This is a genomic window from Frankia sp. CcCS3, assembly GCF_977927575.1.
Window position 1 is genome coordinate 1 of record NZ_CDWRCL010000062.1, and the last position, 18,025, is coordinate 18,025.

Annotated in this window: 15 protein-coding genes and 1 pseudogene; 2 read left to right on the forward strand and 14 right to left on the reverse strand. The window is 69.4% G+C overall.

All coding sequences use genetic code 11. From position 1 onward, the window contains the following. Positions 1-1,443: 1,443 nt before the first annotated feature. Positions 1,444-2,803: pseudogene (locus AC08OQ_RS08135) on the forward strand (family 2B encapsulin nanocompartment shell protein). 299 nt (positions 2,804-3,102) lie between these two features. Next, the gene (locus tag AC08OQ_RS08140) at positions 3,103-5,316 is read left to right on the forward strand and encodes a family 2 encapsulin nanocompartment cargo protein terpene cyclase (RefSeq protein ID WP_476599953.1); all 2,214 of its coding nucleotides are present in this window, start codon (positions 3,103-3,105) and stop codon (positions 5,314-5,316) included. A gap of 32 nt (positions 5,317-5,348) precedes the next feature. On the opposite strand, the gene AC08OQ_RS08145 is transcribed toward AC08OQ_RS08140, so the two are convergent. From AC08OQ_RS08145 to AC08OQ_RS08210, 14 genes are all read right to left on the reverse strand, one after another. Continuing rightward, positions 5,349-6,101, reverse strand: coding sequence for a SagB family peptide dehydrogenase (locus AC08OQ_RS08145; RefSeq protein ID WP_476611971.1), 753 nt, complete (start codon positions 6,099-6,101; stop codon positions 5,349-5,351). 30 nt (positions 6,102-6,131) lie between these two features. Beyond that, entirely contained in the window at positions 6,132-7,469 is a 1,338-nt protein-coding gene (locus AC08OQ_RS08150) for a YcaO-like family protein (RefSeq protein ID WP_476599949.1), read from the reverse strand. 9 nt (positions 7,470-7,478) lie between these two features. Continuing rightward, a complete protein-coding gene (locus tag AC08OQ_RS08155) occupies positions 7,479-8,915 on the reverse strand; it encodes a YcaO-like family protein (RefSeq protein ID WP_476599947.1) in 1,437 nt (478 codons plus the stop codon). After that, complete coding sequence (locus tag AC08OQ_RS08160) at positions 8,912-10,525, reverse strand: CocE/NonD family hydrolase (RefSeq protein ID WP_476599945.1); 1,614 nt, start codon at positions 10,523-10,525, stop codon at positions 8,912-8,914. The genes AC08OQ_RS08155 and AC08OQ_RS08160 overlap by 4 nt, the downstream gene beginning before the upstream one ends. 10 nt (positions 10,526-10,535) lie before the next feature. Continuing rightward, complete coding sequence (locus tag AC08OQ_RS08165; protein ID WP_476599943.1) at positions 10,536-11,345, reverse strand: TOMM precursor leader peptide-binding protein; 810 nt, start codon at positions 11,343-11,345, stop codon at positions 10,536-10,538. Positions 11,346-11,569: 224 nt separating this feature from the next. Further along, entirely contained in the window at positions 11,570-11,683 is a 114-nt protein-coding gene (locus AC08OQ_RS08170) for a streptamidine-related RiPP repeat protein (RefSeq protein WP_023840694.1), read from the reverse strand. A gap of 111 nt (positions 11,684-11,794) precedes the next feature. Next, complete coding sequence (locus AC08OQ_RS08175) at positions 11,795-13,168, reverse strand: MFS transporter (RefSeq protein ID WP_476604901.1); 1,374 nt, start codon at positions 13,166-13,168, stop codon at positions 11,795-11,797. Positions 13,169-13,217: 49 nt separating this feature from the next. After that, positions 13,218-14,204, reverse strand: a complete 987-nt coding sequence (locus tag AC08OQ_RS08180) for an ABC transporter substrate-binding protein (protein ID WP_476599939.1) — start codon at positions 14,202-14,204, stop codon at positions 13,218-13,220. Positions 14,205-14,236: 32 nt separating this feature from the next. Then, a complete protein-coding gene (locus AC08OQ_RS08185) occupies positions 14,237-15,094 on the reverse strand; it encodes an ABC transporter ATP-binding protein (protein ID WP_476599937.1) in 858 nt (285 codons plus the stop codon). After that, complete coding sequence (locus tag AC08OQ_RS08190; protein ID WP_476599935.1) at positions 15,091-15,747, reverse strand: FecCD family ABC transporter permease; 657 nt, start codon at positions 15,745-15,747, stop codon at positions 15,091-15,093. Before AC08OQ_RS08190 ends, AC08OQ_RS08185 begins: the two co-directional genes overlap by 4 nt. Next, on the reverse strand, positions 15,683-16,267 hold the full coding sequence (locus tag AC08OQ_RS08195; RefSeq protein ID WP_476599933.1) for an iron chelate uptake ABC transporter family permease subunit: 585 nt from the start codon (positions 16,265-16,267) through the stop codon (positions 15,683-15,685). The genes AC08OQ_RS08190 and AC08OQ_RS08195 overlap by 65 nt, the downstream gene beginning before the upstream one ends. A gap of 167 nt (positions 16,268-16,434) precedes the next feature. Further along, positions 16,435-17,118, reverse strand: a complete 684-nt coding sequence (locus tag AC08OQ_RS08200; RefSeq protein WP_476604903.1) for an ABC transporter ATP-binding protein — start codon at positions 17,116-17,118, stop codon at positions 16,435-16,437. Positions 17,119-17,286: 168 nt separating this feature from the next. Next, a complete protein-coding gene (locus AC08OQ_RS08205) occupies positions 17,287-17,415 on the reverse strand; it encodes a hypothetical protein (protein ID WP_476604904.1) in 129 nt (42 codons plus the stop codon). 1 nt (position 17,416) lies between these two features. Continuing rightward, the coding region (locus tag AC08OQ_RS08210) for an ABC transporter transmembrane domain-containing protein (RefSeq protein ID WP_476604905.1) at positions 17,417-18,025 on the reverse strand (609 nt) is incomplete at its 5' end.

Here is an 18,025-nt window from a genome sequence, read left to right on the forward strand (position 1 = left end):
GGCCCTAGTAGCCCGTCGGCGTGATGACGGTGAGTTGACGCCCGGGAGCACCTGCGCCGTCCGGTGAAGCCGCACCGGTCACGCCGCACCGGCGCGTACGATGGAGTAACGCTAATGTCCTTCCAAAGACACGTATAGTGATAATCTCGGCGCCAAGGCTTGAGCCGAAGCTTGAAGCGAAGGCGACCAGCCGAGGCATGCCCCTCGCATCGCGGGATTCGGCCGGCGCCGTTGCCGGGAGGCAATGGCTCCCTCGGTCGGCAGGACCGGCTCAATACGATGCGCGTCGGGTCGATCACCCGGCCGGCCATACCGGACGGACGGATACACCGTTCCGGCTATGGCCACAGGTCCCGCAATGGCCACAGGTCCCGCAATCTCCAGGCCTTTGGCCCCGACGGGGCCGCAGGGCCGCCGCATCCGGCGGATGATCGGACCAGGCCGCGGTTGCGGACCCGGGGCGGGCACCCGACCCGATTCCGGGCCGAGGCCCTGACCAGGCGAAGCAGCCAGCGTCTATGGCGTGTCATGAGGAGTCCGCAACCGGTCCGGATCTGCCGCGGACGGGCCGGCTGCAACGGGCCCGGAGCGGCGGGACGCCACGCGCCGTCTCCGTCCCCGTCACCGTGACGTTTCCGGTCCACCGGCGTGGGGGTGAAGAAATATCCGCGCGCCGCACTCGAGGGAGACGACGGCGCTCCGACCCGGGTTCCCCGGCAGAATTGGCTATGGTCCGCCACGCGATCTAATATCACCGAAGGCATTTCGCGCGCGGGCTCCGCGAACGCTCGACCGACAGCCGGACCAGATTTCGACCCGATATCACCGTAGCCGGGACACGGGCGCCGATCGGCGCTGGATCCACCAGCGGAAAAGGCGGGCAGAACGCCTGTCCGCTGCGTACCGACAGCCGGTCGGGACGCCGGGAAAACGATCGAGAAAACGCCCGGCCGCCCTTGACGGTGCGTGGTTGCCGGACCGGCCCGAGGGACTAGGGCAGGCCAGTCTGCCCGGACCAGATCTGATTGGTTCCGCAAAGTGCTTGCCGCCCGCGTGATCGATGCGGGAGGCTTCCAATGCGCGGCGAGGCGACGCGCGTTCCGTTCGAGACAAGCGCATGTTGACTCGACGTCATGGGGGGTTACACCGACGGAGCGCCCATCGATGTCATCGCTACTCAGGGAAGGCGAGACTCACCCAGCGCAGTATCGGAACTTCGACGTCCCGCATTTCGTGTCGGTTCGATGTACCCGCGGTCGGCCGCCAGCCGCCGGGGCCCGTCACGCCCGCACATTCCTATGACCGTGCACAGGCCGCGCCTCCTGCACGTGCGCCGAGTCAATCAAAACCGCACTCCGGGAAAACCCCCATATCCCCAGTGTAAACCCCCACTCCCAGTGGGAAAACTGCCCCTGCGAAAACCAGAAATAGGTGGAGTCTGTCATGACCGAACCCGTGCAGACCGGTACGGATGCCGGCGGCGAAGAGCCCCGGCTGAGTCTGGGCACGGCGGCCGCGCGCAATCTCGCGACGACCACCAAGTCCGTTCCGCAGATGCAGGAGATCACCTCCCGGTGGCTGCTGCGGGTACTGCCGTGGGTCCAGGCGTCCGGCGGCGTGTACCGGGTCAACCGCCGCCTGACCTAATATACTCGGGGACGGGCTCCTCACGTTCACCACCACCGGATCCGAGGTCCGGGTCGTTCCGCGCGAACTCAGCGAGCTGCCCGCCCTGCGCGGTTTCGACGGCGAGGTGCTCGACGCGCTCGCGGACCGCTTCGCCCAACGGGAGTTCGCCGCCGGGGACGTCCTGGTGGAGGGTGGTCAGGCCGCCGACCAGGTGTTCCTGATCGCGCACGGCAAGGTCGGCAGGTTCGGCCCCGGGGAGTACGGTGACGAGGTGCTGGTCGAGGAGGACCTGACCTGGGAGTTCACGGCCCGCGCACTCACCGGTACGACGGCCCTCGTCCTGTCGCGCCAGCAGTTCTCCGAGCTCGTCGACTCCTCCGACGAGCTGCGGCGTCACCTCGACGAGTACCGGACCCGACCCCAGCCCCCGAGCAACCGCCTGGGCGAAGCGGAGATTACGATCGCCGCCGGGCACGCCGGGGAACCGGACCTGCCGGGGACGTTCGTCGACTACGAGCTGGCGCCCCGCGAATACGAGCTCAGCGTCGCCCAGACCGTGCTACGCATCCACACCCGGGTGGCGGACCTCTACAACGAACCGCACAACCAGCTGGAGCACCAGATCCGGCTCACCGTCGAGGCCCTGCGCGAACGCCAGGAGCACGAACTGGTGAACAACCCCGACTTCGGGCTGCTGCACAACGCCGACCTCCGCCAGCGTATTCACACCCGGAGCGGTCCGCCTACCCCGGACGACCTCGACGAGCTACTGAGCCGCCGACGCAGCACACATTTCCTGCTCGCCCACCCGCGGACCATCGCCGCGTTCGGCCGGGAATGCACCGCCCGCGGCATCTACCCGGCCACCGTCCTCTTCCACGACCAGCACGTGCCGGCCTGGCGCGGCGTTCCCCTGCTCCCGTTGAACAAGATTCCGATCAGCAGGACCGGTACCACGTCCATCCTCGCACTGCGCACCGATGAGGAGAACCAGGGGGTGATCGGCCTGCACCACGCCGGCCTGCCGGACGAATACGAGCCCGGCCTGTCCGTGAGATTCGCAGGTATCAGCGACAAGGCCATCATCTCGTACCTGGTGACCACGTACTACTCCGCGGCGGTGCTCGTCCCCGACGCGCTCGGCATCCTGGAGAACGTCGAGATCGGTCGGTGACACCCGGCCGCGCGAGCCGCTGGGATCACCCGGAACCCGCGGAATTCTGCGGAATTACGCGAGATTACGCGGGGTTCCGGGAGGGTTCCGCTGGGCTCCGCGGCATCCCGGCCCGATCTCTCCCGGCCGCCCCGACTGTTCGCTTCTCCGCTGCCACCCCGGCAGACCCGGTACGCCTTCCCCGGGACCGATTCCCCGGGGAAGGTTCTCCGGTGCCGGATACGGATAAGGATCCGTATCCGGCCGACTTTCGGGGCCGGCCGTCCAGCCCGTGACCGAGAAAGGTTCACCAGCGGGTCATGCAGCCTTTCACGCTACCGGAGTTCTACGTGCCCTATCCGGCACGGCTCAATCCGAACCTGGAACAGGCCCGCGTGCACAGCAGGGCCTGGGCCGACGAGATGGAGATGATCGACTCTCCGCAGCACGGAACCGTGATCTGGACCGAGGCCGACTTCGACGCACACGACTACGCCCTGCTCTGCGCATACACCCATCCGGACGCCGTCGGCCGAAAACTCGATCTGGTCACCGACTGGTATGTCTGGGTGTTCTACTTCGACGACCACTTCCTGGAGCTGTACAAGCGGTCCCACGACATGGCCGGCGCCCGGGCCTACCTCGACCGTCTGCCCGCCTTCATGCCCGTCGACGGTAAGATCACCGAGACGCCGACCAACCCGGTGGAACGCGGACTCGCCGACCTGTGGACCCGGACCGTCCCGGAGCGTTCCGCCGACTGGCGGCGGCGGTTCGCGGTCAGCACCAAGAACCTACTGGACGAGTCCCTGTGGGAACTAGCCAACATCAACGCCGGCCAGCTCGCCAACCCGATTGAATACGTCGAGATGCGGCGCAAGGTCGGCGGCGCGCCCTGGTCGGCGAACCTCGTCGAGCACGCCGCCGATGCCGAGGTTCCGGCCCGGGTCGCGGCAACCCGGCCGCTGCAGGTACTGCGGGACACCTTCGCCGACGCCGTGCACCTGCGCAACGACCTGTTCTCCTACCAGCGCGAGGTCGAAGAGGAGGGCGAGCTCAGCAACGGCGTGCTCGTCATCGAACGTTTCCTCGGCTGTGGAACCCAGGAGGCCGCCGACACGGTCAACGACCTGCTCACCTCGCGGCTGCACCAGTTCGAGCACACCGCGGTCACCGAACTGCCGGCGGTCCTCGAGGAGCACGGTGTCGACCCGGGGAGCCGGCTGGAGGTCCTGGCGTACGTGAAGGGTCTGCAGGACTGGCAGTCCGGGGGCCACGAGTGGCACCTGCGCTCGAGCCGGTACATGAACCGGGCCGTGGCGCCCGGGAGCGGCGAGCTCGGCGGACTCCTCGGACTCACCGGTCTCGGTACCTCGGCGGCCCGGATCGTGCCGTCCCTCGTCACCACCGCACCGCGCCGGATCCGCTCTTTCACGCACATCCCGCACCAGATCGTCGGGCCGCTGCGCCATCCCGATTTCTGCATGCCCTTCTCGACCGGGCAGAGCCCGCATCTGGACGCCTCCCGCCGGGAGAACATCATCTGGGCCCGGGCGGTGGGGATGCTGGACCCGATTCCGGGCATCTGGGACGAACACAAACTGCGGGCGTTCGACTTCGCGCTGTGCTCGGCCGGAATCCATCCGGACGCGACCCTGCCGGAACTGAATCTGACGACGGACTGGCTCACCTGGGGGACCTACGCCGACGACTACTACCCGGTAATCTTCGGCCGCACCCGGGACATCCTCGGGGCCAAGGTGTGCAACGCCCGGCTGTCGGAGTTCATGCCGGTGGACTCCCCCGTCACCGCGGTGCCGGCCAACGCGTTGGAACGCGGTCTGGCCGACCTGTGGGCGCGCACCACCGAGACCATGTCGCCAGGCGCGCGCGAGACGTTCCGCGGCGCCGTCGAGGTTATGATCGACAGCTGGCTGTGGGAGCTGGCAAACCAGGCCCAGAATCGCATTCCCGACCCGATCGACTACATTGAGATGCGCCGGGCGACCTTCGGTTCGGATCTGACGATGAGCCTGTCCCGGCTGGCCCGGGAGCAGACCGTGCCACCCGAGATCTACCGCACCCGGCCGATCCAGGCTCTGGAGAACGCGGCCGCGGACTACGCCTGCCTCCTCAACGACGTCTTCTCCTATCAGAAGGAGATCCAGTTCGAGGGTGAGATCCACAACTGTGTCCTCGTCGTCGAGAACTTCCTCGACTGCGACCGGGAGCGTGCCCTCACGGTGGTCAACGATCTGATGACCTCCCGGATACGGCAGTTCGAGCACATCGTGGCGCACGAGCTTCCGGCGCTGTTCGACAGCTTCGCCCTGGACGCGCCGGCGCGGCAGGCGCTGCTGGGCTATGCGCGGGAACTCCAGAACTGGCTGGCCGGGATCCTCCGCTGGCATGAGGGCACGCATCGGTACGAGGAGTCCGAACTGCGGTACCACCCGACGGCGGGAGTACGGCTCTTCGGCGGCCCCACGGGGCTGGGCACCTCGGCCGCCCACGTCCGGCCGCGGCGGCCGTGACGGCCGCCGCGGCCGGCGATAGTGAAATGTAGTCAGCTCGCATGCCTGGTTGGCGGTCGGACCGGCTGACGGCCGACGGGGAACACGACGGTCGGGAACATCGTGTCGGGCAGGCGCAGCAACTCGGCGAGGGCCTGGTCGTCGAAGGCCGTCACGGCGCATCCGGCCAGCCCGAGTGCGGCCGCGACCAGGTAGAGGTTCTGCACGGCGATTCCCGCGTCGAGGTGCAGGGTGCGGTAATGGCGTGCCGGGTACTTCACGAGAGTCGTGTCAAGCCGGGCGACTACGACGACCGCCATGGGCGCCCGTTCGGCGAACTCGGGTTGGACCAGCACCGAACGCAACGCCGCCACCGGCTCGCCGGACCACAACATCTGCAGACAGTGGTCCTCGGCGTCGTACCGGAACACGCCGCCGGACAGTTGCGCACTGCGCGCAATGACGAGATAGATGGACAGTGAATGCAGGCCACCTGCCGACGGCGCCATCCACATCCGGTGCTGACTGCCGTCGGGCAATCGGACATCCCGCTGCGGACCAACCGCCCAGCGTAGGAGCGAGGAGACATTCTCGGCGGTCGGCGCCTCGGCATCGAACCGGTACCAGGACCTGCGTGCCGCGAGCACCTGGCCGAACTCGACCGGCAGGTCCGCGCGCGGTGCCGGCAGCGGAATCCGGCTGGTGGCGGCGCGCAGTCCGTCGAGCACCACCTGCCGGGTCGGCGGACCATTGAGGACCTGTTGGGCCCGCCGGATACGCTCCAGCGCGGTGACGTCCTCGGCCACACTCGTCCTTTCGGTTACGTCGCTAATGCACTAATGCGGTAGCGGGAGGTCGCGCCGGGTGGTGCCCGCCGCGGCGAGTTGCCTGGCCAGCCGGGCGCCGCCGAGGAACGGAAGGCCGACGGAGGTGTTCGAGTACAGGCCGGGGGCCAAGGTGTGCACGACCCGCATGCCGGTGGGGCGCACGTCTTCGGTGGTGACGTCGACCGATGTCACCGGGTGGCCGGCGCCGGCGAGCGTGCGCGCGAGCACCATCGGGTCGTCGACTCCGGCGTGCCGGGCGTCCCGGTCGAGGGTCTCCCAGCCGATCGTGCCGGTGAGGGTCTCGGCGAGTTCGGCCTCCAGCCGGTCCTGCAGGCGAGGGTCGAGGAAGAGCTGGAGGTGGGTGCAGTACTCGACGACATCTGCCAGGTCGTCTCGGCAGTCGTCGAGGTACCGCCGGTCAGCTCGCCACGGCTTGAGGGGGCTGTGCGGGTTGCGTGCGGCGCGCATGTAGGGGCCGTCGGGGTCATCGAGGTCGGCGACGAACATCTGCAGCTGGAAGGCTTCGGCAAGGGCCTTGCGCAGCGCCGGCGTGGTGGTGGTCCGGCACGCTGCTCCCATGGTCAGGTAGCCGGTCGCCGTGTCGTGCACCAGTGCGCCGGCGACGACGAGGCCGAACTCGTTCGGGAATTCGACGAACCGGGTCGTCATGCTTCCGTGCGCGCCCGTGGCAAGCTGCGCGATCCAGGGGGGCGGGGTAATGGCCCGCAACGGCCGGCGGCCGTGCCAGGCCATGGTCAGCGTGTCACGTTCGATCATCTGGCAGATCGCCGACCATTGCGCCGAGCGCTGGTCCATACCGGCGGCCAGGCCGGCGCTGAGGACCGGGCTGAGGTAGGGGAACCCGCGGGCCTGGGCCTGGTGGGCGTAGGACACCCAGACGAGCTGCGCGGGTACCCAGACGGGGGTGCCAGCAAGCAGGTCAGTGCCGGGTGTCCACTCCAGCTCGAGATCCTCGCGGTACTCGGTGAACGGGAAGTAGGGCCCGGCGTACTGGGCGGGTGAGTACAGCACCACCGAGCGCGGGTCGAGCACGGTGGCGCGGTCCGCCGTGAGCTCTTTGTGGGTGGCGCGGCGCAGTCCGGCGGGGACGAGGTTCCCGCAGTAGCGTTCGACGGCCTCGCCGACGGCGGGCCCGAGGGCGGCGTCGTCGTCGAGCAGGGCGTAGCCGGCTCCGGCGAAGTCACTGGCCCAGGCGGAGAACCTGGTGGTGTCGGAGAGGACGGCGGTGTACATGGTGAATTCGGGCGGCAGGGTGGCGGGAATGGTGTTGCGTTCGATCCGGCGGATGATCCCGGATCGGGGGTCGAGGATCGCGGCGAGGTCCATGGGTGCGCCTCAGACGTGCGGGATCGGGTACGGATAAAGGGTGTCTTCGGTGAGCTTTCCGGCAGCCAGGCCCAGCTGGGCGGGTACGTCGTAGAGCCGCTCGCCGCCGAGGAACGGGAAGGCCGCGGGCGGGTTGCCGTAGAGCCCGGGGACGATGACCCGCACGACGGTGAGGCCGGCCGCCCGCACGTCCGGGGTGGTGACGTCCACTGACACGGCGGGCAGGCCCTGCGTCGCGAGCATGTCGAGATAGCGCCGGCGGGCTGTGTCCCCGTTGATGTCCCCGTTGGCGTCCCTGTTGACGTCCCTGTTGACGTCCCCGTCGGCCCGGGGGATGTCGGCGAGCCGGGTGGTGCGGGTGTCGTCGCGGAGCCGGTCGAGGGGCCGGCCCTGCATCCGCGGATCCAGGTAGAGCTGGGCGACCGCGGGCAGGTCGACGAGGTCGCGGAAATCCGGCCGGATGTCATCCGCGTACCGCCGGTCGGCGCGGTAGGGCAGGTAGGTGTGCGGGGGTATCTCGCCGCGGGCGACGGCTCGCCAGTGCGCGCTGTCACCGTCCGCGAGCTCGGCGGTCAGTTCCAGCATGGCGAAGGCTTCGACGAGCGCCTTCGTCGCCGCTTCCCGCGGGCCCGCCCGGCAGGCCGTGCCGTATGCGATCAGCCCCCGTCTCGGTTCTTCAAGGAAGGCGGCGAGCACCGGAACCGGGAACTGGCTTGGCACCTGGAATAACCGGATGGTGCGACCGGTGCCCTCTCCGTGGGCGATGTCGTACCGGTCGAGGAGCTCAGCCGCATCGGCGACGGCCCAGCCTGCGGCGCCGCTGGCCCACCAGATGGTGTTCGCGTCGCGTTCGAAGAGCTCTTCCAACGCGAAACGCTCGGCGTGCTCACGGTTCTCGCCAGTGGCGATGCCGGCATACAGCATGGCGTGGGTGGTCACCTCGTCGGCGTGCGCGCCGCGGAAGTAGTTCAGGTAGGCCATCGACGCGGGCACCAGCACCGGATCCCCGGCGTACAGGTCGCGGCCGGGCACCCAGGCCACCGGTGTCTGGCGGGTGAAGGGCCGGAAGGGGAACCCGCGGGCGCGGTACTGCCGGTCGGAGTAGAGCGCCAGGGTCGCCGGGTCGAGGGCCGGCCGCCCAGCCCTGGCGAGATCGTCGTAGCAGGCGATCTCCAGGGCGTCGGGCACGGCGTTGCCGCAGTACCGTTCCATGGCCTCCCCGACCGCGGCACGGCGCGCCCGGTCGTGATCGCCCAGAGCGGCACCGAAGCCGAACCGCTCGGCCGACCAGGTGGCGAACGCACGGGTGTCGGCGGCACGGGCGCTCCAGCCGACCCAGCAGCGCGGCATGGCGGGGCTCGGCTGGTAGGGGACAATCTGGGTGAGGACGCCGAGCCGGCGGTCGACGAGACGCCGTTCGGCCGGCGCGGGGGTGGTTGATCTCACGGGTGCTCCAGCACGGGCAGGTCAACCCGGCAGCCGCGGGTTGGACCGGTGTGGATGGTCTGGGTGGCGGTCCGGGTGGCGCTGGTGGTGTACCGGTCCTGGCCGGTGTTGGGGGTGCGGGCCAGCCGCGGGAAGTCGCTGCTGGTGACCTGCAGCTCTAGCCGGCTGCCGGGGTGGAGCAGCAGAGCCGTGGCGTCGAGCGGGATCGACACCGTGGCCGCGCCGGGCCCGACGGCAGCGGCGCCGCTGGTGACCTCCAAGGCCCGGCCGTCACCGAGCCGCTCCACCAGCCGGACTATCCAGTCGGTGCCGGGGCCCGTGGTGTCCGCGGCCATCGTGACGGTGGGTGCGCCGACGATGGCGGTCGGCGTCGTCAGTGGCGGGGTCCGGAATGCCACGGCGTCGGCGCGGGCGTCCAGGGAGGCACGGTCGCAGTCCCGCGGGAGGCTGGGGAAGGGGGCGAGCGGGTCGTAGGTGAACCGGTGCTCGGCGGGCCGCTCGGGCGGGTTCGGCAGGAGTGACCCGTCAGCGCTGGCCTGCAGGCCCAGGGTGGCGGTGGGCGCCGGCCACCGGTCCAGCCAGCGTCCGCCCTCGACGAGGAACACCTTGGTGATCGACGCGTCCCGGCCGGCCAGCACGTCAAGGATCCACGCGACCTGGAGGCGTCCCAGCGGCAGTTGCGAGGCGGGCCCGTGCTCCCGCCCACCCGCCGAGCTGGAAGCGGGGGTCGACAGCTCGTGCCCCCACGGCCCGATCACCAGGCCCCGGGCGGGCCTGTTCGGAGCGCGGTCGCGGCCCGCGGTTTCCCATTGCCACAGCGTCTGCGGCAGGAAGAGGTCGTACCAGCCGCCGATATGCAGGGACGGCAGCGAGCAGCGGGCCAGTTCCTGCGTGCTGATGCCCGCCCCGAGGTCGTCGCCCGTACGGTCGTGCGGTGCCGGGCCGTCGCCGGTCGTCGACGGAGCCGGGGCTGACAGAGCCGGGCCTGACAGAGCCGGGACTATGGCGCTCCACCAGCGTGGCACCCGTGCCCAGAGGCGCCGGCCGAGGTCAGCGACCGGCAGGTGCCGCAGCAGGTCCGGCTCGCAGCCCAGCATCTGCGCGGACAGCCCGTTCCTGCTGGTGCGGCTCTCGGCGTGCTCGGTCCACCATCCGGCGTACTCGGCCAGCCGCAGGATCCCCGACGGGTCCACGTTGGCGGGCCGCAGACCCGCGGCGGGTACCTCGCTGATCACTGCGCGCACGAGCTCGGGCACGGTGACGGCGGCTGCCCACGCGGTGAACGAGCCGTAGGAGGCTCCGGCGAGGATCACGTTCCCGTCGCACCAGGGCTGGCGGTGGACCCATTCGACCAACGCCCGGCCATCGGCGCGCTCCCCTTGATACGGGGTCCAGGTCCCGTCCGACCCGTAGCGCCCCCGCACGTCCTGGGCGACGTAGGCCAGTCCGTTCCGCGCCCACCCGACGCCGTTTGCCAGCAGCGAACCGCGACCGTACGGGGTGCGAGTGACCACCGCCGGGGCGGGTAGCCGGTCGGGACGGTAGACGTCGGTCGCCAGCAGGACGCCGTCCGCCGCCGGCACGGCCTGGTTCGCGTCGATGGCGTGCATGCCCCGGCGCCTATACTGGGTTGACCGCGAGGTTGGGAAGAGGAAGCACCGGATGCCGGCTGATCGACGCCGTGGTCAGGTCGACGACGAGCTGGTGCCCCTCGCTGGGAACGGCGCTTCCCGCCGCCAGCGCCCGCAGGTCGGCGGCGAGCAGCCCCGCCAGCACCGCAGTGGCTGCCGGGGTGAACGGGGCCGGCGGCTTGACCGCGTCGGAATCGAGGTAGGCCCAGTGGGCGATCAGCTCGTCGGGGAGAGCGGCCGCGGCGAGCCGACGTCCTCTGGTGTCCTGGTAGCACGCCGTACGGCCCGGCATTGACAAGGGTCCCACAACGAACGTGTCGCCCTCGGCGTAGCAGCCGTGCCATGGGGTGTGGTGCGCCGCGCACCACTGGTCGAGCCGGCACCAGTGCGAGTCCGGCAGCCACCGGGCGCAGCTGACGACGACGTCCGAGCCGGCGACCGCGGCCTCGTCCGCCGGGCCCACGGTGCACTCGACGTCCTCGAGGAGGTCGCCCAGGAGTTCGGTGAGCTTCCCGACGACCGGACTGTCGCCGTCAAGGCGCACCTTCCAGCCAGCCGGAACGGTCCCCACACGCCCCGGGCCGACGAACACGCCGCGATCGGTGAGCGCGGCGGTCATGCGCTCGACGGCGGGTCGGTCCACATCGGGCAGGGGCAGCTGGGTGGCTCCGGCCGCGACGTCCCGCACGAGGGCAAGCAGGCGGTCCTCGCCGCCAATTCGGACGAAGACGTCCCCGGGGGCGCTGTAACGCCAACTCCCGTCGGCGGCCCGGTAGAGATGGTGGCCAGGAGCGAACACGTCGGCTTTCCTCATCCGGTGTGTCGCGGTCGTGGTGGTCTGGTGATGGTGGACTGGTCGCGGCCGTGGTCAGCAGGGGTCATGGCCGACACGGGCCGCGCGGGCCGGGATGAACCCGGTGGAGACCGTGACCGTCGGGGCCGTCCGGGAACTGACGGCACCGGCGGTCACGGCTTGCGCTGGCTCACCAAGGTGCACTCGGTGCCCTCAGTGAACCGGGGGCACTACTCCTCGTCGTCCCACGCGAACGGGCTCTGGACGAGCGCGTGCGTGGTCGGGTCCTGCGGGGCAGCGAGGACCGGCGCCTCGGCCAGCTCCTCGAACGAGATCTCCGCCATGCTTCACCTCCTTCGCAATAAAACGGTTTTCATTTTCAACAGGAACACTAGCACGAGTGGCGTGGGGATGGGCCGATATCCACACATCAGCCGGGCGGCTCATTCGGGGGCTCATTCGGCGGCTGTCACCGCCCGGACCTCGGCGTCCGGCCCACCGGGCCCGGCCTGCGGCGGGTTGGCCGGTACCTCGTCGGCCCTGATCAGGTCCTGAAGCCTGCCGGTGTGGCCGAGGCCTGCCATCAGGCCCGCTACCAGCGCCAGGCCGACCTCGGCCGAGGCGGTCAGCAGAGCGGCCCGGGTGCCCCAGGCATCGGCGAGGATGCCGGCGAGCACGGCACCCAGCGGCGTCCCGCCCCAGGCGATCATCCTCGCGGTGGTGTTGACCCGGGCCTGCAGGCGTAGGGGGGTGACGGCTTGCCGGACGACGATGCCGTTGAGGATGACCAGGGAGGTGCTGGCCTGCCAGAGCAGCAGGATGCCCATCCCTGGCAGCCACGCCGTGTTCAGCGACCAGCCGATCAGGGCGAGCGTGCTGGCTCCGAACGCACCGAGTGTGATCGTTCCGGTGGGGACGTGTCGGTGCACGCGGCTGAGCAGCTGGCTGACGATCAGCGTTCCGAGCGCGGCGGCGACGTAGAGGAGACCGATCCGCGGGTCGTCGTCGGGAAGGCCGAACTGCCGTACCGCGACGACGACGACCAGGCCGGTGACCGCGCCCCCGGACAGGCTGCTGCCGGCCCCGAGCAGGGTCAGAGTCCGGATGAGGCGATGCCCCCGGATGTAGCGCAGGCCCTCGGCGATGTCGCGACGGGTCCGGCTCACCCGGCTGCCAGCCGGCCCGCTCCGGTCGGCCCCGCTCCGGTCGGCCCCGCTCCGGTCGGCCCCGCTCCGGTCGGCCCCGCTCCGGTCGGCGGCGGCCGGCACGGCCCAGCGCACCCGGGAGAGCAGGATGGCACCGACCAGGTAGCTGAGCGCATCGAGGGCGAGCACATTGGCTGCGCCCACCGTGGCCGCGGCCACCCCGCCGACGGCCGGCCCGACCAGGTTGACAACGGTGCTCACCGACACCATCGCCCCGGTCGCCGCGGCCACCGCGTCCCGTCCCACGATCGCCGGGACTGCGCCGAAGCTGGCCGCATCGAAGAACACGAAGACCGAGGCAACAAGCACCGCGGAGATCAGCAGATGGGGTGTGGTGAGGACACCGGCCCAGTGGGCCACGGGGATGCTGGCCATCGTCAGGCCGCTGAGGCAACTGGTGACCACCATCGTGCGCCGGTGATCCCAGCGGTCGACCAGGGCACCGGCGGGCAGTCCGAGCACGAGGTAGGGCACCGCTTCGAGACCGACCAGCACGCCCGCGAGCGTGCCGCTCCCGGTGCGCTGGAAAAGCAGCACCGGGAGCGCGACGAGCGTCATCGCCGAACCCGCCCAGGAGACAGCCCGGCTCGCCAGGAAAAGCCGGAAGGCGGGTACCGTACTCATCTCAGGTTGTTACTCATCTCAGGTTGTCCCACATTTTTGGGTCTGCGGCTCAGGCGTGCAGCGCGGCGGCCAGCTTTGTCACGCCTTCCACGCCGGCGAGGTTGGCCGAGTCCGACTGCGGGAGGAAGAACATCCGGTTGTTGCGGACTGCCGCCACGGTCGGGAGCCGGGAGGTGAGGAACTTGCGGGCCTCGGCCTCGGCCTCGGTTTCGCTGCCGCTGAGCAGATAGACGAGGGTGCCGGGATTCTTGCTGATGAGGTCCTCCACCGACAGCTCACTGAAGTATTTGCCCTTGGGCAGGGTGCCCGCGTAGATGTTCCGCACCCCGGCGAGCCGCGCGATGTCGGTGTAGACGCCGTCGTAGGTGTAGACGGTTCCCTGGTAGGTGGCGACCATCGCGACCGGGACGGGGTCCCTGCCCTGGATCTTCGTCGCGACCTGGCGGAGCCGTTCGTTGATGTCGGCCTGGACCTGCCTGGCCCGGTCCGGAATGCCGAAGATCGTGCCGAGCGCGGTCAGGTCGGTGTCGACGTCACGGACCGTCGCCTTAGTGGCGTCGTCGGTGCAGAACCCGCTGAGAATCATCACCTGGGTGCCCTGGGCCGCCAGCTCGGCGATCGTGGGGAGCTGCCGGCCGTCAAACAGATAGCTGCCATCCGCCCAGATCAGGTCGGGCCGGGCGGCGAGCAGCGCCTCTCGGGTCGGTGCGCCGGTACCGAGGACGGGTAGCTTCGCCTCCACACTGGCGTACTTCGCCGCCGGTGTGCCGCTGCTGGTGTTGTACTGGCCGACGATCCGGTCCGTCAGGCCCAGTTCGATGAGGAGCTCGGTACTGGTGGTCCACCCGGAGACGACCCGCGCCGGGGCCTTGTCGAAGTGCAGGGTCCGGCCGCAGTTCGCCACCTCAACGGGATAGCGGGTACCGGCCGCGCTCGCACTGCCCACGCCGGTGGTCGAACCGGACCCGCAGCCGGTGAGACCGGCGGTAACAACGAGCAGGGCGGCGACCGCGACGCCGGCGCCGAGTTTCTTCATCGGGTTCTGTTTCCTTCCATTGCTTCATCGGGTCATTGCTTTATCGGGATTTCCGCGCCAGCTACCACCGGGGCCGGCTCGTCTGTTCCGGGCAGGCTGGAGGAAGACGGGCTGGGGAAGGGAAGACTGGAGAAGGCGAGGTGGAGGCGGCCGGTCACCGGGTGGACGCTCCGGTCGGCGCGCACCCCGAACACGCGGCCGATGAGGTCGGCGGTCAGGACGTCCTCCGGTTTTCCCGAACAGATCACCGTGCCGTTGTGCAGGACATAGAGCCGGTCGCAGAAGGCCGCCGCGAGGTTGAGGTCATGTAACGCGGCGAGCACGGTGATCCCGAGTGAGCGCACCAACTCCAGCAGGCTCAGCTGGGTGCTGATATCCAGATGGTTGGTCGGCTCGTCCAGAATCAGCACCGACGGTGCCTGCACGAGGGCGCGCGCCAGCAGGACCCGCTGCTTCTCGCCGCCGGACAGCGACGCGAACGCCCGCCCGGCGTGCGCGGCCATGCCCACAGTGTCGAGTGCGGCCGAGATGATCTCATGATCCCCGGCCGAGATCGGGCTCCACGCGCTCTGGTGGGGGGTCCGCCCGGTCGCGACCACCTCAAGGACGGTGAAGTCGAAGCCATCGGGGCTTTCCTGCGCCAGGGCCGCGACCCGCCGCGCCGACTGGCGCGGGGTGAGGTCCCTGACCAGGTCCGTCCCGTCGAGCAGCACCGCACCGGACGTCGGCCGCACCGCCCGGTAGACCGTCTTCAGCACGGTCGACTTCCCGCTGCCGTTCGGACCGACCAGGCCGACGAAGGCGCCGGGGGGGCAGTCGACCGTCAAGTCGTACACGATCTGTACCCCGTCGGCGACGACACCCAGACCTTCCAGGCGAAGGCCCGTCACGAGGCACCACTCGCCCGTCCCGACCGGCGCAGCAGTACGAGGAAGAAGGGCACCCCGGCGACCGCGGTGATAATGCTCAACGGCAGCTCCAACGGCCGGGCCACGACCCGGCCGAGGAGATCGGCCAGCACGAGGAACGTTCCGCCCAGCAGCGCCGTCACCGGGAGCAGCCGCCGGTGGTCCGACCCGATGAGCATCCGGACGCAGTGCGGCGCGATGAGGCCGACGAACGCGACACCGCCGGCAACGGAGATGACGGACGCTGTCAGAGCGGCGGTGACGATCAGCAGCTGGGTCCGCAGCCGGCTGACCGGGATACCCAGCGAGGCGGCGGCCTCATCGCCGAGCAGCAAGGCATTCAACGACCGGGCCTGCGCCAGCAGCCACAGCGTCGCGGCCACGACGATGCACGCGGGCAGCCCCAATGTGTCCCACTCGGCCCCCGACACCGTTCCCAGCAGCCAGACCAGCACCGCGGCGAGCTGGTTCGAACCGACCCGCAACTGCAGGTAGCTGGTGCCAGCCTGGAACAGATAGGTCAGCGCCACCCCCGCGAGCAGCAGCCGCTGCGGGTCCAGGTAACCGCGCCTACGCCCTAACGCGATCACGAGAGCCAGGGTGAGAACGGCACCGATGAACGCCGCCCCCGACACCCCCACCGCCGCGGCAAGCCCCGACGACGAGACCACCTCCCAGGGTGAGGACAGCGACCGCGGCGACGGAGGCCCCCGAGGACACGCCCAGCACATACGGATCGGCGAGGGGGTTGCGCACCACCGCCTGCAGCACGGCTCCGGCCACGGCCAGGCCCGCACCCAGCACGAACGCCAGCAACACCCGCGGCGTCCGCACCTGCCAGATAATCTGATCGTTGATCATCGAGGACTGAGCACCGTTGCCGGTCAGATGAGCCACGACGCTGGACCACACCTCGCCGGGAGGCACCGATACCGAACCCACGCCGATCGCTGCCCCAACAACAATCGGCGTCGCCAGCACCAGGGCGAGCAGAGTGATCAGGAACCTGCCGCGCGCGCTGCGCGCCGCCCGCGGCAGCACGGCGCCGGCAGTGACCGCGGGCATCCCGCGGGCGGGTCGGAGCGCCGCCACCGCCCGCAGCCGTACCGCGTCCGCGGCACCCACCGATGGCGTCGGCGTGGCACGTACCGACATAGGTTGATCGATGGACAGCGGATGCCCGCGTTGACTCAAACGAAACGAAAATCGTTTTCGTTTCGTTTGAGCAAGCTAACAGCCCTGCGCAGGCTCCGTCAACGGTTCTGTAGGGGTAGGACAGGCCCTCCGCTCGTCGTGGTCGGGTGGTCACCGTCATCCGGCGACTACTCGACCGGGATCATTCCTCCGCTCTGCCGCTGCCACAGCCGGTGGTAGCGCCCCCGCCGCTCGAGCAGCTCGTGATGGGACCCCTGCTCCACGACGCGGCCGTCGTCGAGGACGACGATGCGGTCCATGTGCAGCAGGGTCGACAGCCGGTGCGCGACGGCGATCACCGTCTTGTCTCGCCACAGGTCCTCGAGTGCGTTCTGGACGAGTACCTCGCTCTCGCTGTCCAGTGCGCTCGTCGCCTCGTCCAGAATGAGCATGGGTTTGTCGTCCAGGAAGGCGCGGGCAATGGCGATCCGCTGCCGTTGCCCGGTCGAGAGTTTGATGCCGCGTTCCCCGACGACGGTGTCGTAACCGTCGGGCGCCCGCGAGATGAAGCTGTGCGCGTGGGCCCGCAGCGCCGCAGCCTCCACCTGCGCCTGGGTCACCGGGCCCGCGGTGCCGTAGACGATGTTGTCCCGGATGGACCGGTGGAAGAGGGTGGTGTCCTGCGGAACGTAGGAGATGCCCCGGGCGAGCTGGCGGTTGGGCACCGGAACACCGTCCACGGCGACCATGCCCGGCGGGAGCGGGTAGTAGCCCAGCAACAGCTTGATGAACGTCGTCTTGCCGCTTCCGCTGCGACCCACGATGCCGATCTTCTCGCCCCGCTCGATGGCCAGGTCGATGCCCGCGAGCACGAGGTTCCGGTCGTTCTCGGGATAGGCGAACGACAGGCCCTGGAACTGCAGCCGACCGGAAACTACGGGAAGAACCGCGGGACGGCCCGAACCGGCTGAACCGGCTGAATTATCCGGACCAGCCGAATTATCCGGACTGGCCGACAGGATGTCCCGACCAGCGAAGAGCTAGTGGTAGGCCTCCTCGATTCGGGCGAGCCGGAGATTAAGCTGCGCGATCTCCCACACCGTCCCCCAGATAAAGTCGGAGAAGAGGACCAGCGCGGAGAGAAAGGTCGTGAACTGGGCCAGGCTCATCTCACCGCGGAGGAACAGATGCAGGTTGAGGACGATCGACACCGGCCAGACGAGATACCGGACCACGAGGCTCATCGAGGTTCCAGAACACAATGCTCCAGAAGGACGAGCGATACGCGGCGGCGATGACCCGGCGACGACGCCGGCGGACCCGCTCGTACTCAGCCTCCTCCTGGAGGAACGACTTCACACTCACGAAGTTCGAGATGACGTCGATCACGTAACCGTCCATCTCCGAGACCTCGTCCGCGAGCCGCTTCTCCGCGCGGGCCGAACGACTGACGGTGTGCCTGCCGACAAGAAGCATAATCGCGACGGAACCCAGGAAGGTCAGGCCCGAGTAGAGGTTCACCGAGAACATGATCATTATGATCGCCGGAACCTTGACCAACTGTTCGACGTACGTGAAGCACGCCGTCTCGAGGATCTCTCGGAACTCGCGGCCGAGCGTGCTCACATAGCTGCTGATCTTTCCGGTGAACTTGCCGACGAAGTATGGGTACCGCTCGTTTATGACATTTCCAAAGAGAATGTTCTCGTATTCGTAGCCCCGGTGGTTGAGCAGCCGGAGATACAGCACCTCGGCACCACGCCAGGTCAGGTCATGGCC

Bases quoted from the DNA above. Each gene is read 5' to 3' on its own strand.
- AC08OQ_RS08140 (WP_476599953.1), top strand. From the start codon at position 3,103: ATGCAGCCTTTCACGCTACCGGAGTTCTACGTGCCCTATCCGGCACGG.
- AC08OQ_RS08150 (WP_476599949.1), bottom strand. From the start codon at position 7,469: ATGGACCTCGCCGCGATCCTCGACCCCCGATCCGGGATCATCCGCCGG.
- AC08OQ_RS08160 (WP_476599945.1), bottom strand. From the start codon at position 10,525: ATGCACGCCATCGACGCGAACCAGGCCGTGCCGGCGGCGGACGGCGTC.
- AC08OQ_RS08170 (WP_023840694.1), bottom strand. From the start codon at position 11,683: ATGGCGGAGATCTCGTTCGAGGAGCTGGCCGAGGCGCCGGTCCTCGCT.
- AC08OQ_RS08175 (WP_476604901.1), bottom strand. From the start codon at position 13,168: ATGAGTACGGTACCCGCCTTCCGGCTTTTCCTGGCGAGCCGGGCTGTC.
- AC08OQ_RS08180 (WP_476599939.1), bottom strand. From the start codon at position 14,204: ATGAAGAAACTCGGCGCCGGCGTCGCGGTCGCCGCCCTGCTCGTTGTT.
- AC08OQ_RS08195 (WP_476599933.1), bottom strand. From the start codon at position 16,267: ATGTCGGTACGTGCCACGCCGACGCCATCGGTGGGTGCCGCGGACGCG.
- AC08OQ_RS08205 (WP_476604904.1), bottom strand. From the start codon at position 17,415: ATGAGCCTGGCCCAGTTCACGACCTTTCTCTCCGCGCTGGTCCTCTTC.